Annotated in this window: 25 protein-coding genes and 1 tRNA gene; 14 read left to right on the top strand and 12 right to left on the bottom strand. The window is 59.8% G+C overall.

The genetic code is table 11. From position 1 onward, the window contains the following. Position 1 precedes the first annotated feature (1 nt). Positions 2-1,183, top strand: coding sequence for an NAD(P)/FAD-dependent oxidoreductase (locus OOZ52_RS00760; protein WP_274696575.1), 1,182 nt, complete (start codon positions 2-4; stop codon positions 1,181-1,183). Here OOZ52_RS00760 and OOZ52_RS00755 read toward each other — a convergent pair. Further along, positions 1,180-4,029, bottom strand: a complete 2,850-nt coding sequence (locus tag OOZ52_RS00755) for a hypothetical protein (protein WP_274696574.1) — start codon at positions 4,027-4,029, stop codon at positions 1,180-1,182. The genes OOZ52_RS00760 and OOZ52_RS00755 overlap by 4 nt on opposite strands. Positions 4,030-4,251: 222 nt before the next feature. Here OOZ52_RS00755 and infA point away from each other — a divergent pair, with 222 nt between their 5' ends. The 6 genes from infA to OOZ52_RS00725 all read left to right on the top strand — a co-directional run bounded on the left by infA (position 4,252) and on the right by OOZ52_RS00725 (position 7,082). Beyond that, a complete protein-coding gene (gene infA / locus OOZ52_RS00750) occupies positions 4,252-4,506 on the top strand; it encodes a translation initiation factor IF-1 (protein WP_274696573.1) in 255 nt (84 codons plus the stop codon). A 10-nt stretch (positions 4,507-4,516) separates the two neighbouring features. Beyond that, entirely contained in the window at positions 4,517-5,098 is a 582-nt protein-coding gene (locus OOZ52_RS00745; protein WP_274696572.1) for a Maf family protein, read from the top strand. Then, a complete protein-coding gene (locus OOZ52_RS00740; RefSeq protein ID WP_274696571.1) occupies positions 5,091-6,050 on the top strand; it encodes a ribonuclease in 960 nt (319 codons plus the stop codon). Before OOZ52_RS00745 ends, OOZ52_RS00740 begins: the two co-directional genes overlap by 8 nt. After that, positions 6,047-6,211, top strand: a complete 165-nt coding sequence (locus OOZ52_RS00735) for a DNA gyrase inhibitor YacG (protein ID WP_274696570.1) — start codon at positions 6,047-6,049, stop codon at positions 6,209-6,211. The genes OOZ52_RS00740 and OOZ52_RS00735 overlap by 4 nt, the downstream gene beginning before the upstream one ends. An 88-nt stretch (positions 6,212-6,299) precedes the next feature. Then, positions 6,300-6,374, top strand: a tRNA-Phe gene (locus OOZ52_RS00730). A 186-nt stretch (positions 6,375-6,560) separates the two neighbouring features. Further along, on the top strand, positions 6,561-7,082 hold the full coding sequence (locus tag OOZ52_RS00725) for a hypothetical protein (protein ID WP_274696569.1): 522 nt from the start codon (positions 6,561-6,563) through the stop codon (positions 7,080-7,082). A gap of 76 nt (positions 7,083-7,158) precedes the next feature. Here the strand turns inward: OOZ52_RS00725 and OOZ52_RS00720 are convergent, their stop codons facing one another. Further along, positions 7,159-8,784, bottom strand: coding sequence for an FAD-dependent oxidoreductase (locus OOZ52_RS00720; RefSeq protein WP_274696568.1), 1,626 nt, complete (start codon positions 8,782-8,784; stop codon positions 7,159-7,161). Positions 8,785-8,962: 178 nt separating this feature from the next. Between OOZ52_RS00720 and purC the strand changes: the two genes are divergently transcribed. The 4 genes from purC to purQ all read left to right on the top strand — a co-directional run bounded on the left by purC (position 8,963) and on the right by purQ (position 13,800). Further along, positions 8,963-9,772: a phosphoribosylaminoimidazolesuccinocarboxamide synthase gene (purC, locus tag OOZ52_RS00715; RefSeq protein ID WP_274696567.1), complete on the top strand. Its 810-nt coding sequence runs from the start codon at positions 8,963-8,965 to the stop codon at positions 9,770-9,772. A 150-nt stretch (positions 9,773-9,922) separates the two neighbouring features. Next, the gene (locus OOZ52_RS00710) at positions 9,923-12,772 is read left to right on the top strand and encodes a M16 family metallopeptidase (RefSeq protein WP_274696566.1); all 2,850 of its coding nucleotides are present in this window, start codon (positions 9,923-9,925) and stop codon (positions 12,770-12,772) included. Positions 12,773-12,895: 123 nt separating this feature from the next. Beyond that, positions 12,896-13,129, top strand: a complete 234-nt coding sequence (gene purS, locus OOZ52_RS00705; protein ID WP_274696565.1) for a phosphoribosylformylglycinamidine synthase subunit PurS — start codon at positions 12,896-12,898, stop codon at positions 13,127-13,129. After that, a complete protein-coding gene (gene purQ, locus OOZ52_RS00700; protein WP_274696564.1) occupies positions 13,129-13,800 on the top strand; it encodes a phosphoribosylformylglycinamidine synthase subunit PurQ in 672 nt (223 codons plus the stop codon). Before purS ends, purQ begins: the two co-directional genes overlap by 1 nt. Before the next feature lie 3 nt (positions 13,801-13,803). Here the strand turns inward: purQ and OOZ52_RS00695 are convergent, their stop codons facing one another. The 6 genes from OOZ52_RS00695 to glmU all read right to left on the bottom strand — a co-directional run bounded on the left by OOZ52_RS00695 (position 13,804) and on the right by glmU (position 20,385). After that, entirely contained in the window at positions 13,804-16,164 is a 2,361-nt protein-coding gene (locus tag OOZ52_RS00695) for a putative bifunctional diguanylate cyclase/phosphodiesterase (RefSeq protein WP_274696563.1), read from the bottom strand. 55 nt (positions 16,165-16,219) lie between these two features. Then, positions 16,220-18,043 (bottom strand): glutamine--fructose-6-phosphate transaminase (isomerizing), encoded by a 1,824-nt coding sequence (gene glmS, locus OOZ52_RS00690; RefSeq protein ID WP_274696562.1) that lies wholly within the window; start codon positions 18,041-18,043, stop codon positions 16,220-16,222. A 14-nt stretch (positions 18,044-18,057) separates the two neighbouring features. Beyond that, positions 18,058-18,423, bottom strand: a complete 366-nt coding sequence (locus tag OOZ52_RS00685) for a PIN domain-containing protein (RefSeq protein ID WP_274696561.1) — start codon at positions 18,421-18,423, stop codon at positions 18,058-18,060. After that, positions 18,423-18,650, bottom strand: coding sequence for a ribbon-helix-helix domain-containing protein (locus OOZ52_RS00680; protein WP_274696560.1), 228 nt, complete (start codon positions 18,648-18,650; stop codon positions 18,423-18,425). Before OOZ52_RS00680 ends, OOZ52_RS00685 begins: the two co-directional genes overlap by 1 nt. Before the next feature lie 65 nt (positions 18,651-18,715). Beyond that, positions 18,716-19,027, bottom strand: a complete 312-nt coding sequence (locus OOZ52_RS00675) for a hypothetical protein (RefSeq protein ID WP_274696559.1) — start codon at positions 19,025-19,027, stop codon at positions 18,716-18,718. Further along, positions 19,024-20,385, bottom strand: a complete 1,362-nt coding sequence (gene glmU / locus OOZ52_RS00670; RefSeq protein ID WP_274696558.1) for a bifunctional UDP-N-acetylglucosamine diphosphorylase/glucosamine-1-phosphate N-acetyltransferase GlmU — start codon at positions 20,383-20,385, stop codon at positions 19,024-19,026. Before glmU ends, OOZ52_RS00675 begins: the two co-directional genes overlap by 4 nt. Positions 20,386-20,447: 62 nt before the next feature. On the opposite strand from glmU, the gene OOZ52_RS00665 reads away from it, so the two are divergent. The 3 genes from OOZ52_RS00665 (at position 20,448) to OOZ52_RS00655 (ending at position 22,740) form a co-directional block, all read left to right on the top strand. Then, positions 20,448-21,119 carry an HAD-IA family hydrolase gene (locus tag OOZ52_RS00665; protein ID WP_274696557.1) on the top strand — a complete coding sequence of 224 codons (672 nt, stop codon included), beginning with the start codon at positions 20,448-20,450 and terminating at the stop codon, positions 21,117-21,119. A 67-nt stretch (positions 21,120-21,186) separates the two neighbouring features. Then, positions 21,187-22,242, top strand: coding sequence for a hypothetical protein (locus OOZ52_RS00660; protein WP_274696556.1), 1,056 nt, complete (start codon positions 21,187-21,189; stop codon positions 22,240-22,242). A 69-nt stretch (positions 22,243-22,311) separates the two neighbouring features. Then, the gene (locus OOZ52_RS00655; protein WP_274696555.1) at positions 22,312-22,740 is read left to right on the top strand and encodes a hypothetical protein; all 429 of its coding nucleotides are present in this window, start codon (positions 22,312-22,314) and stop codon (positions 22,738-22,740) included. Positions 22,741-22,749: 9 nt separating this feature from the next. Here the strand turns inward: OOZ52_RS00655 and OOZ52_RS00650 are convergent, their stop codons facing one another. The 4 genes from OOZ52_RS00650 to OOZ52_RS00635 are packed head-to-tail and all read right to left on the bottom strand — an operon-like array spanning position 22,750 to position 25,765. Then, positions 22,750-23,109: a DUF2794 domain-containing protein gene (locus tag OOZ52_RS00650; protein WP_274696554.1), complete on the bottom strand. Its 360-nt coding sequence runs from the start codon at positions 23,107-23,109 to the stop codon at positions 22,750-22,752. Continuing rightward, the gene (gene epsC, locus OOZ52_RS00645; RefSeq protein WP_274696553.1) at positions 23,109-23,834 is read right to left on the bottom strand and encodes a serine O-acetyltransferase EpsC; all 726 of its coding nucleotides are present in this window, start codon (positions 23,832-23,834) and stop codon (positions 23,109-23,111) included. The genes OOZ52_RS00650 and epsC overlap by 1 nt, the downstream gene beginning before the upstream one ends. Before the next feature lie 30 nt (positions 23,835-23,864). Further along, positions 23,865-24,470 (bottom strand): HdaA/DnaA family protein, encoded by a 606-nt coding sequence (locus OOZ52_RS00640; RefSeq protein ID WP_274696552.1) that lies wholly within the window; start codon positions 24,468-24,470, stop codon positions 23,865-23,867. 8 nt (positions 24,471-24,478) lie between these two features. After that, positions 24,479-25,765: a heavy-metal-associated domain-containing protein gene (locus tag OOZ52_RS00635; protein WP_274696551.1), complete on the bottom strand. Its 1,287-nt coding sequence runs from the start codon at positions 25,763-25,765 to the stop codon at positions 24,479-24,481. Between the last annotated feature and the right edge of the window lie 59 nt (positions 25,766-25,824).

The following is a 25,824-nucleotide window of genomic DNA, read 5'->3' as shown; positions in this document are numbered from 1 at the left end:
CATGAGCGAAAGCTTCGATGCCATTATCCTCGGCGGAGGAGCCGCCGGGCTTTTTTGCGCTGCGCTGGCCGGGCAACGCGGGCGCACAATGCTCGTGCTCGAAAAAGCGGAAAAGGTCGGGAAAAAGGTCCTGATCTCGGGCGGTGGACGCTGCAACTTCACCAACATTGGTGCGGGCCCGGCCAACTACCTCAGCGCCAATCCGCATTACGCCAAGAGCGCGCTCAGTCGATACACTCCACGCCACTTTCTCGATCTGGTCGAGAAACACGATATCGCCTGGCACGAGAAAACGCTGGGGCAGCTATTCTGCGATGGCTCGTCACGCCAGGTCGTCGATATGCTGCTGGAGGAATGTGCAACCGGTCCGGGCAAGGTTACTATCCGCTGCAACGAGGAGGTTTCGCGGGTCAGCCGCGAGGGCGAGAGCTTCACCGTCACCACGCAATACGGCCAGTTCACCGCGCCCCGGCTCGTCATCGCCACCGGCGGGCCGAGCATCCCAAAGATGGGCGCAACCGATTTCGCTTACACTCTCGCCCGTCAGTTCGGTTTGAAAATCGTCGAGCCGCGCCCCGCTCTCGTCCCGCTGACGCTGGGCGGGGAGGAAGTGCTTTTCCGCGAGCTGTCGGGTGTCTCGGCAGATGTTGAGGCCAGCGCCAACAAGACGACATTCCGCGAAGCCGCGCTCTTCACCCATCGGGGCATGTCCGGTCCATCGATCCTACAGGTCTCAAGCTACTGGAAGCACGGCGATCCGGTGATGATCCGCTTTATGCCGGACAAGCCGGCAGGGTGGCTACTCGAAGCCAAGCATACCACGCCTTCTGCGCGGCTTCGCGCCATTCTGCGCGAGGCGCTGCCGGATAGGCTGGCAGACGTGCTGACCGATCAGATCGGTATCGACAGTGACCTTGGCAATGCCCCCGACAAGACCCTCCGCGCAGCAGAAGAGCGCTTGGCCAACTGGCGCTTCAATCCCAACGGGACCGAAGGCTTTGCCAAGGCCGAAGTGACAGCGGGCGGCATCTCCACCGCCGAATTGTCCTCCAAAACGATGGAAGCAAAGAAGGTGCCCGGCCTCTACGCTATAGGCGAAGCGGTAGACGTGACCGGCTGGCTGGGCGGTTATAACTTCCAGTGGGCATGGGCGAGCGCCCACGCGGCGGCGCAGTCGCTCTAAAACAGCTTCCGGATTTCGATACCAAAGCTGCGCCCGCGCGGATCGATCAGGAAGGGTTGGTAGCGCAGCGGCGTATCGCCATTGCTGTCGACCACCCGCTGACGCGCATCGAAGAGATTATCGACCGCCACAGAAATGCGAACATTGTCCAGCAACGGCACGGCTTCAATCAGCGAATCCCGCTCAGAAAGGTCGACAAAGAGCCGCCAGTTGAAGCGGGCAATGTCATTGAAAAACAGATCGGTGCTGCCGGCGAGACCCGACCCGTTGATCCGTGAAGCCCCCTGATAATTCGCGAAAATCAAGGTGCCCCAGCCATCATAAAACGCACCGGTGCGAAGCGTCGCCGAGTGACGAGACGTCCCGCCACCGGACAGGGCATCGCCTTCCAGCAGATCGAGCGTCGGCAGCCCCGGAGCGATCAGCACATCGTCTTGAAGCTCAAGCGTGTACTGCAGGTTGGCAAACCAGCGGATCACGGGTGGACCGTCACCACCGCCGCCGAAACGACCAAAACCACGACCACCGCCGCGCCTGCCGCCCCTGCCACGACGTCCGCCTGCACGTGCCTGATCACCACCGCCTCCCGGGCGTACGCCCTGTCGCGCCCCATCGGCACTACAGAAACGTTCTCGGATCATGGCGAAGCGTTCGGGATCGATCTGCCCGTCTTCTCCGGCAAGGCGCTCCAGCATGCGTGGTGGAATAGAGATCGGGTTGCCATCAGCATCGAGAGGCGGGTCCTCGCCTGCTCGCTGCGCAGCAAGCGCGCGATTGAACAGGTCCAGCAATTCGTCGGGTTCAGCCGAACAAAACTGTTCGCGCATGGCCGCGAACTGCGCCGGATCGCGCGGCGGGCCACCAGCTCTACCAGCGCCCGGTTCGCGACGCACGCCTGGGGGAGGTCCACTACCGCCTTCGCCTTCCTGACTGCCCACGCCAATCTCGCCGCCCATGAACAAGCCGACGCGCAAACGCCGGACGTCTCGCTGGGCAAAGGTCACAAAACGGTTGTCCAGCTGTGTCAGCCTGCCCGTTGCATCACGCGTGATCCTCCCCGGAAACGCAGCCTCGATCTCGGGCGTCAAAAGCGGGAAGCCTTCGGTAATGTCTTCTGCGTGGTTATCGAAATATTCGAAACGCAGGCTGCCGCGCTCGATGAATGGCAGTTGCCAATTGGCAGAAAACTGCCAGTCGCTCTGCGTCTGGCCGGGAAGGTCGGGGTTGCCGCCGGAAATAACCGTGGCGAGCACCGTCTCGTTATTGACGATGTCGAACACCGGGACATTGGGCGTCGATATCTCTGCTGCACCAAGCTGCGTAAGGGAAGGAGCTTCCTCCCTTCCCGTGTAGGTCGCGCTGAAGCTCAGCGTTTCCGTCGGGCCCCAGATCAGCGTGGTGGCTAAACTGTGCAGTGTGCCGAAGTCGGAGACTTCGCTGACGCCCGCATTGAGGTTTAGCGTGATATTGCCAATGGCGCCGCCGAAATCCTCATCGCGGCTGGTGATGGGCAAGGCCATGTTGACGTTGCCGCGCCAACGACGCCTGTCGAGATTGGTGACCAGGCCCGGATTGCGCGTGTCGGTGCTGTCGATGCCATTGCCCGTCCAACCCGCCGAAATCGTGGTGTTCACATCGCCAGCAGGCAGCGTGAAGGCAATGCCGCGCGCGGTCGCCAGTGTATCGATACGATAGGTCTGGCTCTTGGACTCGTCGACGCCAGCCTCGGCGAAATTGCCAAGGTCAGCATCAAGCGCAAGGGTGCCCGCAGCAGCGTCAGCCACCAGATCGGCCGTGTCGATCCGCCTCTGGATGAGACTGAGCGAGTCCGAAAGCGTTGCGTCAGCGGTAATATTGAGCTGCCAGGTTCCTATACGTGAAGCGAGGCCCGCGCCCGCAGAGTAGCTATCGCTGCGCCGGTCAATCGCCAGCGGATCGAGCGGATTGAATGTGCGCAGCAAAGTGTCGCCCGCAGGATCGGTCAGCACGACAGAATCGAGCCCTTGCAAGCTGAAGCTGTTGTTGCGCTCATAGCTTGCGCTCAGGCTCATGGAATCGCCGCCGCCGCCCAGGGCAGTGGTCCAGTTGGCTGTCGCCTCGTAGCCCGAGTTGTCCGGGACCAGCGTGCGGAAATCGGCCGGATCGGGATCGCCCGCCAAAATCGGCGCACCTCCGGTCGACTGGATCACGCCGCGATCCCCCTCGGTCAGGGGAGAAGAGTCAGTCAGCTCGACATTGAAGTTCAGTCGGCTGGGGCCATTAATCCGCAGGTAGGTACCGTCGATCCCGCCGCCCGCGTAACCACCATCGAACGGCTGGCTATATTCCAGCTCGACCACGCGGCTTTCATAATTGTCCTTGAGGATAATGTTGACGACACGCTGATCGGGTGAATAGCCGAACTGCTGGGCCACATCCTCGCTGAAGACTTCGGTCCGCTCGATCGCCTCAGGCGGATAGCTGCGCAGCTCGCGGAAGGAGGAAATCCGCACGCCGTTGACGAGAATGACAGGCGGACCGCCTCCTCCTCGCCCTCGTCCACTAGACACCTCGGGACCGAGCGCACTGATTAGCTCCGCAATGGAACCTGCACCGTAAGCGGCGATATCGTCTGAATCGAGCTCCAGAATGGGCGCCTGTGCTGTGTCGATACGATCTACCAACCGCGCACCAAGCACGAGGATGCTGTTCATATCCTCTTCGACAAGGTCAATGTCCGGCGCGGGCTCGGCAGGCTGTTCCTCTGCCTGCTGCTCTTCGCCATCCTGCGCGCGCACCGGGGCCACCGGATTTAATATCAGCGCAACGGCAATCGCCAGGCTACTGGTGGCAACGGTGGTTCGCACGAAAATCCCTTTAGCAATATAGATCGGGTCCCAACCGTCAGCGGCGGTATGTGGCGCAGCGCAACATCTGGCAAGCTGGGCTAAAGTATTAAATTGTCGCAGATGTCAAAAGGCTTTCGTCCCTATTCAGCCCCTATGCACACGCGCTCTTCCATTTTGCGAGGCAGGCGGCTATGCGCGCCCGACACATTTTCTACACCTCACGCAAGGATCTTGAACTGAATGGCTAAAGAAGAACTCCTCGAAATGCGCGGCAAGGTAGTAGAGCTTCTGCCCAACGCGATGTTCCGGGTAGAGCTCGAAAACGGCCACGAAGTGCTTGGGCACACCGCTGGGCGTATGCGCAAGAACCGCATCCGCGTGCTGGTGGGTGACGAGGTGCTGTGCGAACTGACGCCTTACGATCTGACCAAGGCGCGCATCACCTACCGCTTTATGCCGGGCCGCAGCGGCCCTCCAGGCTACAACCCTTCCTAAGTAGCCGGGCATGACCACGCCCGCTCCAAGCCTTATCCTCGCATCGGCCAGCCCGCGGCGGCGGGAGCTGTTAGCGCGTCTGGGTGTGGAGCCTGATGCCGTGGCCCCAGCCGATATCGACGAGACGCCGCACAAGGGCGAGCTTCCGCGCGACTATGCCACGCGTATGGCGCGTGAAAAGGCGGCAGCAGTTGATGGCGGAACCTCTCATGTGCTGGCAGGCGATACGGTCGTGGCCTGCGGTCGCCGCATCCTCCCTAAAGCAGAGGACGAAACCACAGCACGTCAGTGCCTCGAACTGCTGTCTGGCCGCCGTCACCGCGTCCTCTCCGCTATCGCCCTCGCCGCACCAGATGGCAGCGTTCGTGAGCGACTGAACGAAACGCAGCTCAAGTTCAAGCGCCTCTCCGGCGAGGAGATCGACGCCTACATCGCCAGCGGCGAATGGCACGGAAAAGCAGGCGGTTACGCCATTCAGGGGATGGCTGAGGCACTGATCCCGTGGATAAAAGGCAGCCATTCGGGTGTCGTTGGCCTGCCGCTATACGAGACACGCGCCTTGCTCAATGCCGCGGGGTTCCGCCTTGGCTGAGTGGCTGGTCTCCGAGAACATCGGCGAGCACCGAGCTCTGCTGAAAGACGGTCATCATGTTCTTGCCGCACAGATCGACTGGCCGGGCGAGCTGGCACCGGGACTTGTTGAGGATGCCCTTCTCGTGAAACGTGAAAAAGGAACGGCCCGCGGTCGCGCTCTTTTTGATAGTGGAGAAGAGGCGCTGGTCGATCGCCTGCCACGAGAAGCCAGCGAAGGTGAGCGTATACGCCTGCGTGTCACGCGCTCCGCCGCTAGAGAAGTTGGCCGAAACAAGCTGGCACAGGCTCGCCCGACGGATGAAGAACCATGCAAGGCACCGAGCCTCGCAAAGCAGCTCGACGCGAAAGTCGTCAGCACATTCTATCGCGACAACTGGGCCGAAGTCTGGAGCGCTGCCTGGGAAGGAAAATGGCAGTTCCCGCAAGGCGAACTGACCTTCCACCCGACGCCAGCGATGACTTTGATCGACATCGACGGCGATCTTTCTCCGCGCTCGCTCGCGCTTGCTGCCGTCGAACCGCTGGCAACCGCGATTGGGTGGATGGGACTGGCTGGATCGATAGGGATAGACTTTCCAACTCTGGCTGATCGGGCAGATCGCAAGGCGGTAGACGCAGCACTGCAAACCGCTTTGGTTCACTGGCCGCACGAGCGGACCGCTATGAACGGTTTCGGGTTTGTCCAGATTGTTGCACGCATGGAGCGACCTTCATTGCTGCACCGGCTGCATTTTGATCGCACGGGTGCCAGTGCGAGATACGCGATCAATCATGCGGCAGAACTGGCCGGGCCTGGTGTTACCCAGATTAATGCACATCCCACGGTGATCGCGGCAATGCGGGACGACTGGCTCGCAGAACTGGATCGGCGAACAGCTCGCAAGACGGAGCTCAAAAGCGATCCGGCGCTTGCGATCTCGGGCTGGCATGCCCAGGTAGTGCAACCATGAGCACCAAGCCCTGCCCCATCTGCAAGAAGCCGCGCAACGAAGATTTCTCGCCGTTTTGCTCGAGCCGATGCCGCGACAAGGACCTCTCCGCTTGGTTCAATGATGGCTATGCTGTCGCAGGCGACCCTGCTTCTCCGGAAGACATCGCAAAAGGGGATTGATTCCCCCTTGCCAAGCGCGTCGCGCTTCGCCATAGGCGCGCTTCACTTGCTCGCCGGGCACTTCGAAGATGTCTGCCGTGAACAAGATGCCTGGGTAGCTCAGTGGTAGAGCAGGCGATTGAAAATCGCCGTGTCGGTGGTTCGACTCCGCCCCCGGGCACCACCCTCTTCAGCAGTGATCTCCCACAAAGGCGCACGCCTTGTGCATTGACACGTGCGCATCAATGCAAATCGGGCGAAATTGTATCACAACGACATTCCGCAAGCCGTGCAAAAATAGCGATTGAACGATATTTGCGACTTGGCTAAAAATCCGCATCCAAATTCTTGGACGGGGACGTAAATAATCATGAAACTTAAGATTGCTTCCGCGATTGCTATCGCGTCGGTCAGCCTTTCGGGCTGCGCAACTGTGCTCAACGGTGTGAACCAGCCGGTCGAGTTCGAATCGGAGCCGGCAGGCGCCACCATCGAAACGCTCGCAGGCCAGACCTGCACCACGCCTTGTTCATTCGAAATGCGTCGTGGTGACGACAACATGGTGACCTTCACGGCAGACGGTTATGAGTCTGTGACCATCTACATGCAGAGCCGCACCGGTGGCTCCGTGGCTGGCAACCTGCTGGCTGGCGGCCTCATCGGCGGTGTTGTGGACGCCAGCAACGGTGCTTCGAACAACCTTTATCCGGATCCTGTGTACATCCGCATGGCTCCGACCGGCTCGGGCGAACCCGCCCTGCTGCTCGACAAGGATGGCGAAGTGATCTCGACCGTTTCGGAATACAACGCCGAAGTGGCCGAGGACGTACGTGAAGGCCTTGTTGGCCAGGGTCTCTACGCCAGCGTGGATGACGTTCCGCCGGCTGACTAAGCGGTAGAACTTTCACAAAGAGACAAGGCGCTGCGGGAAACCGCGGCGCCTTTCTTTTTTGAGCTGCGCTTCCGGCCTAGCTCCCGGAACCGTCCGGTGCGTTCACATGCTGCCATGCGGCACTGATTACAACGGACCCCTCACCCACGGCGCTAGCGACGCGCTTGACCGAACCTGACCGGACGTCACCGACGGCAAAAATGCCCGGTGTCGAAGTCTCGAACAGGCTCCTGCCGCCATAGTCTTCGCCCGTCAGAACAAATCCACGCTCATCCAGCTGTACGTGACCTGCCAACCAATCGGTATTGGGCGCCGCTCCGATCATGATGAACAGTGCTGCACAAGCCAGCTCTTCGTCACCATCCGGCTTCGACAGGGTTATCCCTTTCAATCGTCCGTCGCCTTTAAGTTCGCTCACGGTGGTATTGTAATGGATGGTGATCGCCGGATCGTGCTCCAACCGGCTTGTCAGGTAGTCGCTCATTGAGCTTGCAAGGCTATCGCCACGAACGATCACATGCACATGGTTTGCCGTGCGGCTCAGATACATGGCCGCTTGCCCGGCGGAATTGCCTCCACCGACCACCACCGCGTCGCTATTTCGACAGAAGCGCGCCTCCATGTCAGTCGCGGCGTAGTAGATGCCAGTGCCTTCCAGTTCCCGCAGTCCATCGAGCGGAAGGCGGCGATATTGTACCCCAGTGGCGACAACTACTGACCTAGCACAAACCTCCGTACCGTCATCCAGCGTGGCACAGAATAGCCCGTCTTCGCGCTTTTCCAGCCCTGCCACCCGGCGTGGCATGGCAAAACGCGTGCCGAACTTCATCGCCTGGATTTCACCGCGATAAACGAGGTCCGCTCCGGAAATACCGGTGGGAAAGCCCATGTAGTTCTCGATCCGGCTGGAAGTGCCCGCCTGTCCGCCAATCGCAGTATCTTCGATGAGCAGGGCACACAGCCCTTCGGCTCCGGCATACACCGCCGCTGCAACCCCGCCTGGTCCACCACCAACGATCAGGACGTCATAGACAGTCTGCGAACACATCTCGAGATCGAGACCGAAGCGCTGCGCGACCTTGCGCGGCGTCGGATCTTGCATGATCTCTCCCTTGCCGACGATCACTGCGGGTTTGTGATCGGTCAGATTACATACTTCGAGTGTCTCATCGTCGCGGCCATCCAGATCCAGGCTCTCGTACGGAATCCGATTGCGGCGCAGGAAGCTCTCCACCTTCTGCACCGCCGGGTCCTGATCGGCGCCGATCAGCTTGACGGAGGAGTTTTGTAGCTCGAACTGCCTGCGGCGCCGCGCGGCGAAGACGCTGATGATATGATCGGACAGCTCGGGTACACGGCCCATCAGTTCAAGCATCGCCTCGCGCGGGGCGGCAATCACTTTCGTGTCCTTTGCCGCCCGCAACGGCAGGAACCAGCTTCCAGCATTGAGGAACGCGATCTCGCCCATGAATTGCGTCGGGCCTAGCGACGCTTCGAGCAAACGCTCGTCAGACCAGGGATCGACGATCTCGATTTCGCCTTCGAGAACGTAGACGAATTCGTCCATTGGCTCACCCACTTCGGCAACCACCTCGCCAGCTGCATAGCTGCGTTCCTTGCCGATCTCGCGGATCATGGCGACGTGGTTATCTGCCAGCGGCACGCGCCGCATGGTTTCCAGATCGGCTGCGATGGCTTCCATGTCTCAATCCTTTGAATGTGTTGCAGGCATTAGGAACGATGATGGCCGCGCTTGCAAGCCTGATTGACGGCCGTGATTGCCCTTCGCTCTGCCCTTGTGTATAGGATCGGACAACCGCCCCGGCTCGTGCACAGCGCAGCCGGGGCGCTCGCTTTTTGCATTGGAAAGGTAATCGCCCATGTCCCGCCGCCGCCAGATCTACGAAGGCAAGGCCAAGATCCTGTATGAAGGCCCCGAACCGGGCACGATCATCCAGTATTTCAAGGACGATGCGACCGCATTCAACGCGGAGAAGCGCGGCACCATCAACGGCAAGGGCGTGATCAACAATCGCATCAGCGAGCACGTGTTCACCCGCCTCGCCCACCTTGGCATCCCCACCCATTTCATCCGCCGCCTCAACATGCGTGAACAGCTGGTACGGCAAGTGGAAATCATTCCGCTGGAAGTGGTGGTGCGCAATGTGGCTGCCGGGTCCATTTCCAAGCGATTAGGTATCGAAGAAGGCGAGATGCTGCCGCACACGCTGATCGAGTACTACCTGAAAGACGATGCTCTGGGGGACCCGCTGGTGAGCGAAGAGCATATCGCAGCGTTCAACTGGGCCGGTCATGAAGAGATGCAGGATATCGCCGCGATGGCCATCCGCATCAATGATTTCATGTGCGGCATGTTCGCCGCGATCGACATTCGTCTGGTCGACTTCAAGCTGGAATTTGGCCGCATTTTCGATGGCGATTTCAGCCGCGTGATCCTGGCCGACGAGATCAGCCCCGACAACTGCCGCCTGTGGGACTTCAACACCGGCGAAAAGCTGGACAAGGACCGCTTCCGCCGCGATTTGGGTGGCGAAGCAGAGGCCTATCAGGAAGTCGCCAAGCGTCTCGGTCTGCTGCAGAAAGAGGACGACAATTCGCCCGGCGAAGTTCTCGACATGGACGCCCACCGCTCGCGCCTGCGCCAACCGGTTCCGAAGCCAAAGAAATAATTACGGAAATGAGGAACTTATCGCGCAATAGGCCTTAGGGCCTGTTGCGTCAGGTTCATCGCGTCTGCATAAGGTGCAAGATACCGTCTGCACGCATAGGGTCGCGCGCATTCCCGACGGGCAATATCATGTGAGATGAGAGGACTATCCATGACCATTCGCCGCGCATTGCGCTCCACAATTTCCGGCGCCACCCTGGCGCTTTCGCTCGCCCTTGCCGCGCCGGTCGCCGCGCAGTCGGCATGGGGTACCGAAGCCACCGATGTTCAGGAAGATCCGGCAATCACCTATGGCGTGCTGGACAACGGCATGCGTTATGCCATCCGGCACAATGACACGCCCGATGCTTCGGCATCCTTCCGCCTGCACATCGATTTCGGCTCCTTCGGCGAGTCCGAGGAAGAGCAGGGCCTGGCCCACTTTATCGAGCATATGGCGTTCAACGGCACCACGAACGTACCCGAAGGCGAGATGATCCCCCTGCTGGAGCGGCTGGGCGCGTCCTTCGGTGCGGACACCAACGCCTACACCAGCTTTGAAGAAACGGTGTACATGCTCGACATTCCCAATGCGAACGAGGAAGGCGTCGACACCGCGCTGTTCCTGATGCGCGAAACGGCTAGCGAAATGCTGTTCGAGCCGGAAGCCGTGGACCGCGAGCGTGAGATCATCGTCAGCGAACGTCGTACGCGAGACAGTGCCGGACTGCGCAATTTCCGCGACATGTTCGATTTCCGCATCCCGGGCACACGCTACGTCAGCCGTTTCCCCATCGGGACAGATGCGACAGTGCGCGCTGCAACGTCAGAGATGTTCCGCAGCCTTTACCAGCGCTTCTACCGCCCTGAAAATGCCACGCTGATCGTAGTTGGCGATATCGATGTGGAAGACATCGAAGCGCAGATCATCGAACGCTTCAGCGATTGGCGTGGCGTTGGCGAGCCGGGCGTCATCCCGCCGCTGGGTGATGTCGACTTCGATCGTTCTACAGAGTTCGATACATTCGTCGATCCGGCAATCGGTGAAGGCGTGGCCATTTACCAGCTTCGTCCGTATACCGATCCCGCAGACACACTGGCAGAGCGGACCGCCAGCCAGCTGCGCAGCCTTTCCAGCATCATGTTCAATCGCCGGATCGAACGCATTTCGAACCAGCCGGACAGCCCGATCCTTGGTGGTGGTTATGGCCGTGGTGACGATGAAGGCGTGGCTGATTTCACCTCGCTGTCTATCCAGACACGCGACGGGCAGTGGGAACGCGGCCTCGCCATAGCCGAGCAGGAACTGCGCCGTGCGTTGCAGTACGGCTTCACCCAGAGCGAGCTCGACTACGCGCTGACCCAGACGTCGGCCAGCTATACGCGCGCCGCCGCCCAGGCTGACGCGCGAACAACGTCGCAGCTTGCCGGAGCGCTGGTGAATGCAGCAACCGAGAACGACTTCATCACCACTCCTGCCTTCCGCCTCGAAATGTTCGAAGCAATGCGTCCGCAGCTGACGCTGGACGCCGTCAATGAAACATTCCGCGAAGCATGGAGCGTGGGCGAACCACTCGTCCGCGTCACCGCCAAGGAGCTGGAGGGCGGTGAGGAAGCCGTCGCCACAGCCTTCATGGAGAGCACCCGGGTAGCAGTTGCCCCGCCGGAAGACAGCGACGCGGTTGTCTTTGCCTATGACGACTGGGGAACCCCCGGCACGGTCGTGTCGGACGACTATATCGAGGATCTCGGCATCCGCACCGTGACCTTCGCCAACAACGTGCGCCTGAACATCAAGCAGACCGATTTCGAACCCGGCCGTGTGCGGTTCAACGTCTCTATGGACGGGGGCAATTTCGCGCTGGGCGACATGAATTCGACAGCCGCCGGGATTTACCTCCAGATTGCCTCCGATGTCGGCGGCACGCAGGCGCACAGCGCCGATGAACTGCAGGAAGCGCTGGCAGGCCGTCAGATTACAACCGGAATCGGTTCGCAGCCCGACACATTCGGTACGGGCGGTGTGACCACGCCGGACGATCTTGATCTGCAGATGAAGGTCAGCGCGGCCTTCCTGACCGATCTCGGCCTGCGTCCCGAAGCCGATGCGCGTTTTAATGCGGTTATCGAGCAGGTCTGGAACCAGGTTCTGTCACAACCAGGTTCGGTATTCGGGTTCAATTCGGGCGAGATGATTGTCGACAGCCCCTATTTCGCCTTCCCTACGCGCGAAGATCTCGATTCCGTGGACCGCGAAGCTCTGCTTGCTGCCATTCAGGCGGCTGCGGCGAATGGCGCAATCGAAATCGGCATTGTTGGCGACATCGATCCCGATGCGGCCATAGCTGCCGTCGCGCAGAGCTTCGGCGCCCTGCCCACGCGCAATGCCGAGTTCGCCGAATACGCAGAACAGCGCGCTGTTACATTCAAGGATCTGTCGGACGATACGGTCAGCGAGTTCACCCACACCGGTCAGGACGACCAGGCCCTGGTGGGCAGTATCTGGCGCACGACCGACAACAAGGACTACGCAGAGGCCGTAGCGCTCGATCTGCTGGTCGGTGTTCTGCGCCTGAAGGGTATCGAAACCCTGCGAGAAGAATTTGCCGCAACCTACAGCCCGTCTGTCGGCGGTTCGACCAGCGGCGAATATGACGGTTACGGCACGATCAGCATGTCTGCCGTGGTCGATCCGAACCTGGCAGACGATACGCTCGCGATCGTCCACCGCCTCGCCGCGGAATTGCGTGACGCGCCCGTCAGCGAAGACTTCCTGCTGCGCGCGCGTCAGCCGGTGATCGAGAATATCCGGCAGGCACAGGAGAACAACGGCTACTGGCTGGGCCTCGTCAGCGATGCGCAAAGCTATCCCGAAGGCCTCGACCGCGCGCGCGTGCAGATCGAAACGATCATGGCCGTAACGCCCGAACAGCTGCAGGCTCTCGCCCAGCAGTATCTGGTACCGGAACGCCGTGCCGATGCGCGCGTGCTGGTCGCGCCTTCGGATGATGCCGGCGAATAAGCACCGTCTGATCGACCAATCAGGGGGCGGCATGGGGAACACCCGTGCCGCCCTCTTGCTGTCGGGCTTCTCCTTCGCCATAGGCCACTCACACAGAAGGACTCGCGCAAAAGGCCTCTCGCAATGAAAGTTCGCATCCACATCTCGCTCAAACCCGGTGTTCTCGATCCACAGGGTCGTGCCGTGCATCACGCGCTGGAGGGGCTTGGCTTCTCCGGTGTTGACGATGTCCGCGTGGGCCGAACGGTGGAACTCGATGTGGCTGACAGCACCAATGACGAAGCACTGGGCGAAATGTGCGAAAAGCTGCTCGCCAACACCGTCATCGAAAACTACCGCATCGAAAAGGTGGCCTGATGAAAACCGCAGTTGTCACCTTCCCCGGTTCCAATTGCGACCGCGACATGCAGGTGGCGCTGCGCGATGTGACGGGGCGCGATCCGCACAAGGTCTGGCACGGTGATGCCGATCTTCCCGATGGCCTCGATTTTATCGCCTTGCCCGGCGGCTTCTCCTACGGTGACTATCTCCGCAGTGGCGCGATGGCAGCGAACAGCCCGATCATGCGTTCGGTCATCGCGGCGGCAGAGCGCGGCGTTCCGGTGCTTGGGGTGTGCAATGGCTTTCAGGTACTGACCGAAGCAAGGCTGCTGCCCGGAGCACTCATGCGCAATGCAGGGCAGAATTTCATTTGCCGCACAGTATCGCTCAAGGTCGAAAACACGCAAAGTCTGTTCACCGGCGGATATGCCTCGGACGAAGAAATCCACGTGCCCGTGGCACATCATGACGGGAATTTCTTTGCCGATGAAGACACGCTTGACCGGCTTGAAGGTGATGGCCGCGTGGCCTTCCGCTACACCGAGAAAGTCAACGGGTCACGGCGCGACATTGCCGGCATTCTCAATCCAGCAGGCAATGTTTTGGGCATGATGCCGCATCCCGAGCGCGCGATCGAAAGCGATCACGGCGGAAGCGATGGTCGCCGGCTGTTCGAAAGTGCTCTGGGTGTTCTCGCCCCAGCTTAAGAGCTACGCGGCCTGACGGCGCTGCACCACAAGTGCATATGCTTCGGCGGCGGTCATAGGGCGGCCGAAGTAGAATCCCTGGATCTTCGTGCAGCCGAGCTCGCGGATCATTTCCACTTGCTCGATGGTTTCCACACCCTCCGCCGTGGTGGACATCTCCAGGCTCTCCGCCATCGCTACAACGGCGCGGATGATCGCCAGGCTTTCAGGGCTCGATTCCGATGCACCTTGCACAAAGCTGCGATCGACCTTGATCGTCGAAAAACGTAGATCGCGCAAATAACCGAGCGACGAGTATCCGGTGCCAAAGTCATCCAGCGCAACCGAGCAACCCAGTGCCAGAATTTCATCCAGCGTTTCGTTTGCCGTTTTGCCGTCACGCAGGAAGACGCTTTCGGTGACTTCTACTTCGAGCCGGTTCGCCGGAAGGCCCGTTGCAGCCAGTGCTTCCACCACGGTCGCACTGAAATCGGGCTCAAGTAGCTGTTCACCAGAAACGTTGACAGCCACTTTGATGTCATCGTCCCAACGCTTGGCCTGACGACAGGCTTCGTGCAGCACCCATTTGCCTATCGGAACAATCAGGCGCGTATCTTCAGCGAGCGGGATGAATTTTGCCGGGCTGATGAAACCGTGTTCTTCGCTGTTCCAACGCAGTAGCGCTTCAAAGCTGACCACATTTTCCGACTTCGCATTCACCACGGGCTGGAAGTTCAGCTCCAGCTCCCGCTTTTCGATTGCCTGACGCAGTGAAAGCTCGAGCCGGCGACGCTCCTCGGCATCGGCGTGCAACGAGGGAATGTAATTGTAGTGGACCCCGCCCCCTTCATCCTTAGCGCGATAGAGAGCAAGGTCGGCATTGCGCATGAGCGTTTCGACATTCTGTCCGTCACGCGGACCAATCGCCGAGCCAACGCTGGCCCCGATGAAGAGCGTGTGATTGTCGACCGAATAGGGCTGCGAAAGCTGTTCGATAATCGTCTCGGCAATCCGGTCCACCCGCATGTGATCAGTCGCATCGCGGATCACGACGGCAAATTCGTCACCACCAAGCCGGCCGCACCGTTCATTGTCCGTGCACACAGAATTGAGGCGTTCCGAGACCTTTGCCAGCAACCGGTCCCCGACAAGGTGGCCGAGGGAATCGTTCACCTGCTTAAAGCGATCGAGATCGATCATCAGAAACGCGCAGCGTGTGCGCCATTGTTCGGAGAAGCGCATGGCCTCTCCCAGCGCCTCTGTGAGCATAAGGCGGTTGGGAAGGCCTGTGAGCGTGTCATAGCGCGCCAGATAAGCGATCTTCTCGTCACGCTCGCGCTGCTCGCTCACATCCGAGCCGACACCGCGAAAACCGATATAGTTGCCCGACTGATCGCGCATCGGGGTGCCCGAAAGCTCCCACCAGCGACGCTGCTCATCGATATGCACTTGCACCATCAGGTTGGAGAAACTCTCGCGCCGTTTCAGCCGTTCCGCAAGATCGTGAAGGCTGCGCGGTACTTCGCCGGTTTCAAAGGAGTCCCCGGCAATAATGCGAATGAAACGCTCGCCCTCAACATCAGCAGGTTCACGACCAAGAGCAAAGGCGAAGCGTGGCGATACCGAGCGTAGGCGGCGGTTGTTATCGACCTGCCAAAGCCAATCGGACTCTTTCTCTTCGAATTCACGCAAGAGCAGCGAAACGACCTCGTCCTTCTCCGCAACACCAGCCTCTGCGATACGCGCCGATAGGTAGGTGCGCGCCGAGTTGAGAGCCGCCGCTACGATGGTGAGCACAAAGGCGAGGCTTGCAACAGCGAAGGGATATTCGCCAAGTATGACGAAGGACACCGATCCGGCAATTCCCACGACAAGATCAAAAACCACCGTAGAAACGGGCGCCGAAGAGGTCGTCGCCGCGCTGCCGGCGATCAGCATCGCTGCCAAGGCCCAGAGACCGAAGTGTTGCGCCGAACTTCCCAAAGGGGCGGCGAGCAGGAGTGCGATGAGCCAGGGCACGGCACACAGGCCGACAGCAAACGCCTGACGCCTGAATTCCAGCTGAGTCATATGCCGCTTCGCGATATCGGCGAACTGACGGTCCACCCGGCTGACATTGGCGACCGCCAAAACGATCGACAACAGCCAGATTGCGAGCATCCAGGCAGGAAACGTCCCCAGGTAAAGCGCAACTGCCATTGTCCCGGCAATTCCATGCGCTGCGAACCGTATTCGGGAGAATTGGTGTAGTTCGGAATACTGGAGCGCGCGCAGCCTTGCCCACGTGCCCTCGCTAGGGTCACGAAGCCCGATCACTTCCAGCGGTGAAAGCCGCAATGGAAGCTTCGGCAAACCAGTCGGTTCCTTGCTCACCCCCCCTCGCATAACCACCAATGGTTATTGCAGGGTAAAACGGGCAAGAAGTAAAATCGGTGGGCTGTTACTCGACCGTTACCGACTTCGCCAAGTTGCGCGGCTGATCAACGTCGGTGCCTTTGGCGACAGCGACGTGGTAGGCGAGCAATTGCACGGGCACAGCGTACACAAGGGGCGCGATCAACGGATGTACTTTGGGCATTTCGATCGTGGCCATGCAGCCCTCACCCGCCTGCTCGATTCCTTCGGCATCAGAAATCAGTACAACCTTGCCGCCGCGCGCGCGCACTTCCTCCATATTGGAGACGGTCTTTTCAAACAAAGGTCCGGAGGGCGCGAGAACGATGACCGGCACGGCTTCGTCAATCAGGGCAATTGGTCCGTGCTTCATTTCACCTGAAGCGTAACCTTCGGCATGAATGTAACTGATTTCCTTGAGTTTCAGCGCACCTTCCAGGGCCAAAGGGAAGTCGGCCCCACGTCCAAGATAAAGCACGTCACGCGCTGGCGCGATAAGATGAGCCATGCCGGCAATATCCTGATCGTGATCCAGCGCGGCATTAAGCGCGGCAGGTGCCTCAATCAGGTGACGGACGATCTCGCCTTCCTCAGTCCGGTCAATCCGCCCGCGTTTGATCGCCATATGCGCCGCCAAAGCCGCCAAAACAGCGAGCTGGCAAGTAAAGGCTTTGGTGCTGGCAACGCCGATCTCCGGACCGGCATGGGTCGGCAGCAAAAGATCTGCTTCGCGCGCCATCGAACTGGTCGGCACGTTGACAACCACGGCAATGGTTTGTCCCTGATCCTTGCAATGGCGAAGGGCAGCCAGAGTGTCTGCCGTCTCCCCGCTCTGGCTGATGAAGAGCGCCAGACCACCGGGCTCTAGCACTGGGTCGCGATAGCGAAACTCGCTGGCGACATCGATATCGACGGGCAAGCGCGCGAACTGTTCAAACCAGTACTTGGCAACCATTCCGGCGTAAAAAGAGGTCCCACAGGCGACAATGGTGACGCGGTTGATCCCTGCGAGATCGAAGTCGATTTGTGGCAGCGCAACAGTATTGTCCTCTCGCCGGATATAAGAAGCGAGCGTTTGGGCAACCACAGTGGGTTGCTCGAAAATCTCTTTCTGCATGAAGTGGCGGTACGGCCCCTTCTCAATAGCAGCTGCCGACGCGCCGGAAGTGGTGACTTCACGTTCCACCGGATTGTTTGCGCTGTCGAAAATCTGCGCTCCTTCAGCGGAAATGATAACCCAGTCGCCCTCCTCCAGATACGCAATCCTCTGTGTGAGTGGTGCCAGAGCGAGTGCGTCCGACCCCAGATAGGTCTCGCCGTCACCGTATCCCACGACCAGCGGAGACCCGAGCCGCGCGCCGATCAGCATGTCGGGATGCTCGCGAAAGGCGATTGCTAGCGCAAATGCTCCCCGCAGCCGCGGCAGGACTGCTTTGACCGCCTCTTGCGGCGTTGATCCATTTTCGACCGCTTCGGAAACAAGATGTGCGACAACTTCGGTATCTGTTTCGCTTTCGAAGACACGCCCACGCCGCTGAAGCTCTTGGCGCAACGGCCTGAAATTCTCGATGATGCCGTTATGGACAAGCGCGACATCACCGGTTGAATGCGGGTGCGCATTTTGGGATGTGGGCGCGCCATGCGTGGCCCACCTTGTGTGTGCGATACCAATGGTTCCCGAAGCGGGGTTTCCGGCCACCTCTTTCGCGAGGTTTACAAGCTTGCCCTCGGCACGGCGACGAACCAGCTCGCCGCCATCGACAGTGCAAATCCCCGCGCTGTCATACCCGCGATACTCCATCCTCCGCAGCCCATCGACAAGCCGATCAGCGACTTCTTCTTTACCGACAATTCCAATGATTCCACACATAGGGGCTGGGTTCCTTAAAGAGAGTACGGGATGCGAATGCCCGGCATGCTGGCCGGAAAGCTGTTGGTGTTGCGGGTTATGAAAATGCGACCGGTCACTTGCGCAGCGGTAAGGCCGATGGCGTCTGCCAGGGCAACCACAGGACGTTGTTCGACAAGGCCTGCAGCTCGGCGGGCTATCTCTTCATTGAGCTCAATGATTTTGAAGTGGCCGAGATAGTCTTCGATCCGGCCAGCATCGCCGCGCGATCCAGCCAGCACCTCTGCCCAGCCGATACGCGTGATCCAGCGATCCGGGCTGCGCACAATCTCCGTACGCGCAGAGGACAGGCCTACCAGCGCGTCCACCAGGATCGCACTGTCGAAAACGACACCGCCCATTAGCCCTTCCCGCCCTTGCGCACGCGTTGTTGGAATGCATGCCCATCCCCCACATCCGCGCGGTCACGCCAAATGCCGAAGAAATCGTCCACCGCCTTGCGCGAAGTGCCGCTGCGCATTTGAGCAACCGCTTCACGCACCATTGCCGTACGCGAAATTCCACGCTCCTCGGCCATGCGGTCGAGCCACTTGATATCGTCATCGGGTATTTCGACCAGCGTTCGCATAACCGGAATGATATCATACTATGATATCATTACAAGGTGCAAAACTGCCTAGCGCCTTGAGTGCATCAATGCGGGAAATTTTTGTCGACAAACATATGGGTGAACTGGACCGGGTCCGGCTGTTCACCCGTTTCTTGAAGAAAGCGAATGCGGCCCTTATCCCACAGTTCCTGAATGGCAGCTTCCATATTGTCAGGAAATTCCATTCTCCCGGCGACGATTTCACGCCAGCTACCATTCACACCGAAAGTTTCGCGAAAGAACGGCTCTGCTTCTTTCAGCCATTTTTGATTGGCCTCATCCAGGTGCCCGATTGTGTCGAGCACATAGGAATCGAGCAGACGGAGGAACGGCTTACCCTCGTAGCGATCACTCACTTGCCTTCAGCCTTCTTCTTTTTCTTCATCGCATCGTGGAAGCGATCGGCCCAGCCCGGTTTTACGAGCTGTTCCGCACGCACCATCCGCAGCTCTCCATCAGCGACATCGCGAGTGACTGCGCTACCTGCTGCGACAATCGCATCCGCGCCGATGTTGACCGGGGCGACCAGCGCACTATTCGATCCGATGAAAGCACGCGGACCAATCTTGGTTTGATGCTTGAAATAGCCGTCATAATTGCAGGTGATCGTACCCGCGCCGATATTTGCGCCCGCCCCGACTGTTGCATCGCCGAGATAGGTCAGATGGCTCGCCTTCGCGCCCTCACCCAGCGTCGCCTTCTTCATCTCAACGAAATTGCCAACCTTGCTGCCCGCTTCCATCACCGCGCCAGGGCGCAAGCGTGCGTAAGGGCCAACTTCGGCACTCTCGCCAACCGTCGCGCCTTCAAGGTGACTGAACGCCTTGATGTGCGCGCCGCTAGCAATCGACACGCCCGGACCGAAGACGACGTTCGGCTCGATCACCACATCCTCGGCAATCTCGGTATCCCAGCTGAAGAAAACTGTCTCCGGACCGCGCAGAGTTACCCCGGCATCCATCGCTTCCATGCGCTTGTATTCCTGCCACTGCGCTTCGGCGGCAGCGAGTTCCGCGCGGCTGTTGATCCCGGCAACCTCGTTAGGCCATTCAGTCGAGACAACCGCGCAATTGTCACCGTCCGCAATCGCGATATTGACGATATCGGGCAGATAGTACTCATCCTGCGCATTGTCGTTCGAAACACGCTTAAGCAGCGCGAACAGGTCTTCAGCTTTCGCCGCCAGCAAACCGGAGTTGCAAAGGGTGCAGGCGCGTTCTTCCTCGCTAGCATCTTTCCACTCGACCATCTTGATGATCTGCCCCTGCTCCGCGATCACGCGGCCATAGCGGAGCGGATCTTCCGGTTCGAAGCCCAAAACCACCGATGACGGAGCGTCTGCAGCGTTCAGCCGGTCAACCATCGCCTGCATCGTGGCGGTCGATACGAACGGCACATCGCCATACAGAACCAGCACATCACCCTCAAACCCTGCCAGGGCCTCCTCTGCCTGCTGAACGGCATGGCCCGTGCCTAGCTGTGGTTCTTGCACCGCGAAAGCGCAGCGATCACCGAGCGCCTCGTGCAACTGCTCGCGCGATTCACCCACAATGGTGACGAGCTTTACCGGTGACAGGGCTTCAACGCTCGCCAGCAGATGTTCGATCATCGAACGTCCGCCCACTTCGTGCAGCACCTTGTGCCGCGTACTCTTCATCCTCGTGCCCTTGCCCGCGGCAAGGATAATGGCGGCAATCGGTCTCTTTTCACTCATGGTTATGGCCCATGCCACCAAATGATTGCGGTTTCCATATCGCACTCTATTTGCGTGAGCCGATGAGCAACATTCCCTTTGATATTGTCCTGTTCGACCTTGACGGAACGCTGGTGGATTCCGCGCGTGATCTTTGCCCTGCGGTCAATCATGCCCTCGCAGAGATCGGACGCGATCCTGTAAGTGAAAACACATCGCGCGGGCTGATAGGTGGAGGGACGGATATGATGCTGACCCGAGCGCTTGAGGCAACCGGCGGCATGATTGACGATGGGGAGTATCGCCAGCTTACCCGTGCCCTGCTCGACTTCTACTGGGACAATATTGCGGTGAACACCGTGCCCTACCCCGGCTGTATCGAGGCGCTGCAAGAGCTCCAGACCGCCGGAGCAAAACTGGCAATCTGTACGAACAAGTCAGAGAAACCGGCTCGCGAACTGCTCGACGCGCTCGAAATGACGCACTTCTTTCCTGTCATCTATGGCGGAGATACTCTGGGCCGGGAAAATGCCAAGCCCGCACCTGATATGCTCCACGCAGCTATTGCAGACTGCGGCGGTGGCCGCGCGGTGATGGTTGGGGACACAACCTACGACGTGCGCGCAGGCAAGTCTGCCGGACTTCCGGTTGTCGCTTGCTCGTTCGGCTATTGCGACGAGCCGGTGACCAAGCTTGGCGCGGATGCGGTGATCAGCGCCTTCGCGGAACTTGCCCCCTCGATCCGCTCACTCTAGTGTATTGACTTAATAATACAGTAAGCTACATTTCTCCGCTGGGACAACTCCTGTGGGGAGGATTTGTATGTATAGCGAACAGGATCTTCGCGATGCTGTGGCTGGTGGGGCAATCAGCGCAGAAGCAGCCGAGGCCTTGCGCAGCCATGTCGCGCACGCTCGCAAGATGCCGGTGACGGATGAAGAGAACTTCCGTCTCGTCAATTCATTCAACGATATCTTTGTGACCATCGCGGCGGTGTTGCTGCTGGTTGCCATGGCCGGTATCGGCGGCGCCATCGCCCCGGGACTGGCAGGCGTGCTTGTCGCTGTTGCGGCCTGGTTCATGGCCGAATTTTTCACCAAGCGCCGCCGTATGGCGCTGCCCTCAATCGTTTTGCTGCTCGCCTTTGTCGGCGGGATTATTGCTGCACCTATTGAAGTGCTGAGCGAGACCAATCTGGACCAGAATGATCGTGTGATTGCCGGGCTGATCACGCTCACTTTCATCTCGGGCGCAGTGGGCGCATTCGTGCACTGGCGGCGCTTCATGGTACCGATCACCATTGCCGCGCTTGCTGCGACGGTGGCTGCATCGGTGATTGCGCTGATCGTCACGGCCATCGGGCCTGACACACTAGAGAATCCGGAGCAGGTCTTGCTCGCTCTCGTCTTTATCGCTGGCCTTGCGATTTTCGCCTTCGCGATGCGCTGGGACATGAGCGATCGTGCGCGGCAAACCCGCCGCAGCGACGTTGCCTTCTGGCTGCACCTGCTCGCCGCTCCGATGATCGCGCACCCGATTTTCCACTGGCTTGGCATCAACGATGGCAGCACCGTGGGCGTCGCAGGCGCTGTGCTGGTGCTGGTGGTCTATCTGGCCTTCGGCCTCGTGGCCCTCGCCATCGATCGCCGTGCGCTTCTTGTCTCTGCCCTCGCCTATGTGCTCTTCGCACTATCAGAACTATTCGGCGAATACGGCATGGTTGAGCTGAGCGTTGCTTTGACTGCTCTGGTCATCGGCTCTGCATTGCTGATGCTGTCCGCTTTCTGGCCAGGCATCCGCGGCAGCTTAGTAAGCAAGTTGCCAAGCGATTTGCAGGAAAAACTCCCTGTAGTCGGGATTCTGGCACCCGCTGCCTGAGATCGTAACGACAAGTGCCGGGCCCGCGCATTGTTCGTGGGCCCGGTTTTTCTTGGGAAGGTTCAAAATATGGCTTCTGCTACAAATTCACGATTTGACAGCCTCCAGCTGGTGTTACGCCTTGTAATTCTGGCTCTTGCTGGTTTGCTGATAGGGTATCACACGTACACGTTGTTCGATCTCTACATCTCCCCGGGCAGCAGCACGCATACCGGGTTCGAGTATCTCCAATCCGCCCTGCGTGCAGCGATAGCTATCAGCCTGTCGTGCGTGTTATTGGGTGTCCGGGGAGGTCTGTGGCTGATGTGGATATGCATCGGCTCGTTGGTGGGAACGCAATTATGGGCGCATCTGACCGATTTTCAGGTGGACTTCACCGAAGGCCGCCACCCGCTGTCATATTTCATGGGATTTCTTTTCCCGACGCTTATCACGCTAGCGACAATCGGGATTAGACGGCGCAAAGCACAAATAGCGAGCTCGGAGCACGTTGGCTGAACGTTGCTGTCAGTCTTCGATTACTTTCACAAGCCGCCGCTCGACCGGAGCGAGTACATTACTAAGCTCATGCCCGCGCTTGAGCACCTGCCCCTGCTCTCCAAACAGCGCCCACATGCCCTGCCTGTTGCGCATTGCAGGACGTTTCTCGACGCGCAACTGCGGCACTTCCGCAGTGCGGCGAAAAGCGGCAAAACTCGCACAGTGCTTGTCAAAGTGCATCGCATAGTCGCGCCACTCACCCGCTGCGACCATACGCCCGTAAAGGTCGAGAATGCGTGCGAGTTCCTGCCGGTCAAAACCGACTTGTGATGGCGGCCTGTTGCCGGGGAATGCAATAACGTTGGGAGAAACCGGTCCCGGCTGCATCAGCTCTTGGTGCCACTCTTCCGCTCAGCGAACAGGTCAGGTGCGGGTTCAACTTTGCCTGCGCGTTGCTTTTGTAGGGCTTCAAGCTGTTCCTGTAGCCGCGTCACGTCCTTTTGCAGCTTCTCGACACAATCGCTGCTCTCACCCTCTGCGCAAGGATCATCGCAAGGCGTGCCATAGGGAATGAATTCCTTCACCCATTCCTCTGCCGGTACGAGAGTGGAGCGGGCTTTCAGGCCGATCATCGTTGCGCCTTCGGGCACATCATCTGTGACAACAGCATTGGCACCCACGCGGCCGCGTTCGCCGACTGTGATCGGACCGATCACCTGCGCACCCGAGCCGATAATGACGTTGTCCTTCAGCGTCGGATGACGCTTTCCGCCCTTGCCATTGGTCGGGTTGGTGCCGCCAAGCGTCACGCACTGGTAGATGGTGACGTTGTCGCCGATCTCTGCGGTTTCTCCGATTACCGTAAAACCATGATCGATGAAGAAGTTCTTCCCGATCTTGGCACCCGGGTGAATATCAATCGCGGTCAGGAAGCGGCTGAAGTGGTTCACAAATCGCGCAAGGAAGAACAACTTGGCTTCAAACAGCCAGTGCGCACCCCTATGAAAACCCAGCGCAATAACACCCGGGTAAAGCAGAATTTCCCAACGCGAACGCGGTGCCGGATCCCTTTCACGGATAGAGTCCAGATAGCTGATCAACCGTTCAAACATGGTGCAAACCAGTTTCCCATTAAAACCTGCCTAAAGCAAGCGCGGCTCTTCCGGGCCGTGCACGGCTTCAAGCGCGGCGCGCCAGATACCAAGGTTAGGTGGGGCTTTTCGTTCCAGAGACAAGCGATCGATGGTCTCCACCAGCCGCTCCAGCGCCGCATGTGACCGGCTGGCGCGCGGAACCAGATAGTCCGCTGCATCGCTGCGCAACGGCAATCCGCGCTCTTCCGCAAGCGAGAGCAGCAGGTCGCGCGCCATGTCATCGTCTGGCTGCCCGATTTCGAGCTGCAGCGAACCGCCAAGGCGCGACTTAAGGTCCGGCAAGGCAATGTCCCACGGTGGCTCTCCGCCTATAACAAGCAATGCGGTGGCACCTTCCTGTGCGCGGTTCCATTGGTGGAAAACAGCGTCCTCGTCCATCGCCTGCGCATCATCGATGACCTCGCCCTTCCCGCTCTCGGCGAACCAGCGCGCGAACAGCGATTTCCCCGAACGCGGCGGACCTGTGAGAACAGCGGCGCAGAAGGGCCAACTTTCGGGCGCAGTCAGCGCCTCAGCGACATGCGCATTTCCATGGCCGATGACGATGCTTGCGGGGCCTTTTCCGGCCTTCAGAGGTAATGCGATCTGCTCCACGGCCAAACCTACCGCGAAATGCCGAGCGCGTTCTGCCCTTCATTGACCGCCCATCCGCGTGATCGCAGTGCGCCTGCGAGCGCGGACAGCTCGCCCGAGTAGGTCACGCGCATAACCGAATTGCCACCTATTGCTGTCGACGTGATCGCCACGCCGCTCACGCCCGGCGTACCGCGCAGATTGCTGAGCGCCGTGTCGTAAGACGCTGCATCGGGGGTCGCGACCTGCACCACATAGGTGGCCGCAGCTGCTGCAGGCTGGTCTGGCGTGGCGGGCTGCTCTCCTTCAGGAAGTCCGGCAGAAGCGACGCTATCATCCTCCCCTGCAGCGGCAGCACGTTCAGCCGCCTCGGCGCGTCGCGCTTCGTCGAGCAAGGCGCGGATTTCCGGGCTGATTTCGATATTGTCGAGCGTCAGAGTCGGGTCCGGACGCAAGCGGCCCGATGCCAGTGCTTCGGCGAAAATGGAGTCGAACCGCTCCACCGCGCGATTGAGCATGGCGGGAAGCTGCGCGGCATTGTCCGCCTCCAGTATAAAGCTGTCGAGATAGCGATTGTCCGGTCCATAGCGCGCGGTGAAGCGTCCGGTCACCGGACCGCCCGGATACTGGAATTCCAGATTGGCAATCGGCACCACAACGTCTGCCGCGCCGAACTGATCGAGGATATTGTTCCACCAGGCACGGCTGCGGCGACCGGTTTGACCATAGGTAAGGAGCAGCGATTCACCGCCGGAGCCCGAGGGACGCACATAGTCGATCGCGCTATTGCCGAACTGGTATTCCGCCCATGCGCGCTGCCACGGATTGCGCACCTCGAACATCGTCTGTGTTCCGCCCGAGATAAGCGTCGGCAAGGTGAGCATCGGCGCGGACCGCGCGCGGCGTCCCGAAGATCCGAGCAACGAGCCTGCACGCTGGCGATCGAAAATCACGCCGAGTCTTGCGACATAACGACGCGGGCCAATCTGCTCTTCTTCCACCACTATGGCCGCCACCAGCGATTCGAGCCGCGAATCGGGGATGGCCGGGCCACCCAGCTGCTGCCACGCGAGGCGCTGTGCCTGCCGCCAGCCGTTGGCGCGGGCATCCTCTGCCGAATCGCCGGTCGCGTTTACTTCGATTCCCTGAACATCGATATCGGTACTGCTCGCCACGGGCGCGATACCGCGATCTCCCGAGACCTGCGCAACGAGCGAAGCGCCCGCGATCAGGCACAGCAATGCAGCCGCAACCAGTCCGAACAGGGCCGGATTGCGCAATGCCTGGGGGCGAGAAGTGATCGAAAGTATGCTCATCGGGGAAATCGAGTGCCTTTTGCCCAATGACGAGTGGAAATCCAAGCCCGAAAGACTAT

This window comes from Aurantiacibacter sp. D1-12 (assembly GCF_028858515.1).
Classification (GTDB): Bacteria; Pseudomonadota; Alphaproteobacteria; order Sphingomonadales; family Sphingomonadaceae; genus Alteraurantiacibacter.
Note: the sequence above shows the minus strand (reverse complement) of the source record. Positions and strands in the feature narration are given on the sequence as shown.

Excerpts from the sequence above, each read along its gene's own strand:
- glmS (WP_274696562.1), bottom strand. The coding sequence starts at position 18,043 with ATGTGTGGAATCATTGGAATTGTCGGTAAAGAAGAAGTCGCTGATCGG.
- OOZ52_RS00665 (WP_274696557.1), top strand. The coding sequence starts at position 20,448 with ATGAGCAACATTCCCTTTGATATTGTCCTGTTCGACCTTGACGGAACG.
- OOZ52_RS00660 (WP_274696556.1), top strand. The coding sequence starts at position 21,187 with ATGTATAGCGAACAGGATCTTCGCGATGCTGTGGCTGGTGGGGCAATC.
- purC (WP_274696567.1), top strand. The coding sequence starts at position 8,963 with ATGTCCCGCCGCCGCCAGATCTACGAAGGCAAGGCCAAGATCCTGTAT.
- glmU (WP_274696558.1), bottom strand. The coding sequence starts at position 20,385 with ATGAGTGAAAAGAGACCGATTGCCGCCATTATCCTTGCCGCGGGCAAG.
- infA (WP_274696573.1), top strand. The coding sequence starts at position 4,252 with ATGGCTAAAGAAGAACTCCTCGAAATGCGCGGCAAGGTAGTAGAGCTT.
- OOZ52_RS00720 (WP_274696568.1), bottom strand. The coding sequence starts at position 8,784 with ATGGAAGCCATCGCAGCCGATCTGGAAACCATGCGGCGCGTGCCGCTG.
- OOZ52_RS00710 (WP_274696566.1), top strand. The coding sequence starts at position 9,923 with ATGACCATTCGCCGCGCATTGCGCTCCACAATTTCCGGCGCCACCCTG.
- OOZ52_RS00655 (WP_274696555.1), top strand. The coding sequence starts at position 22,312 with ATGGCTTCTGCTACAAATTCACGATTTGACAGCCTCCAGCTGGTGTTA.
- OOZ52_RS00635 (WP_274696551.1), bottom strand. The coding sequence starts at position 25,765 with ATGAGCATACTTTCGATCACTTCTCGCCCCCAGGCATTGCGCAATCCG.
- OOZ52_RS00685 (WP_274696561.1), bottom strand. The coding sequence starts at position 18,423 with ATGGGCGGTGTCGTTTTCGACAGTGCGATCCTGGTGGACGCGCTGGTA.
- OOZ52_RS00650 (WP_274696554.1), bottom strand. The coding sequence starts at position 23,109 with ATGCAGCCGGGACCGGTTTCTCCCAACGTTATTGCATTCCCCGGCAAC.
- OOZ52_RS00745 (WP_274696572.1), top strand. The coding sequence starts at position 4,517 with ATGACCACGCCCGCTCCAAGCCTTATCCTCGCATCGGCCAGCCCGCGG.
- purS (WP_274696565.1), top strand. The coding sequence starts at position 12,896 with ATGAAAGTTCGCATCCACATCTCGCTCAAACCCGGTGTTCTCGATCCA.
- OOZ52_RS00680 (WP_274696560.1), bottom strand. The coding sequence starts at position 18,650 with ATGCGAACGCTGGTCGAAATACCCGATGACGATATCAAGTGGCTCGAC.
- OOZ52_RS00735 (WP_274696570.1), top strand. The coding sequence starts at position 6,047 with ATGAGCACCAAGCCCTGCCCCATCTGCAAGAAGCCGCGCAACGAAGAT.
- epsC (WP_274696553.1), bottom strand. The coding sequence starts at position 23,834 with ATGTTTGAACGGTTGATCAGCTATCTGGACTCTATCCGTGAAAGGGAT.
- OOZ52_RS00725 (WP_274696569.1), top strand. The coding sequence starts at position 6,561 with ATGAAACTTAAGATTGCTTCCGCGATTGCTATCGCGTCGGTCAGCCTT.
- purQ (WP_274696564.1), top strand. The coding sequence starts at position 13,129 with ATGAAAACCGCAGTTGTCACCTTCCCCGGTTCCAATTGCGACCGCGAC.
- OOZ52_RS00760 (WP_274696575.1), top strand. The coding sequence starts at position 2 with ATGAGCGAAAGCTTCGATGCCATTATCCTCGGCGGAGGAGCCGCCGGG.
- OOZ52_RS00695 (WP_274696563.1), bottom strand. The coding sequence starts at position 16,164 with ATGCGAGGGGGGGTGAGCAAGGAACCGACTGGTTTGCCGAAGCTTCCA.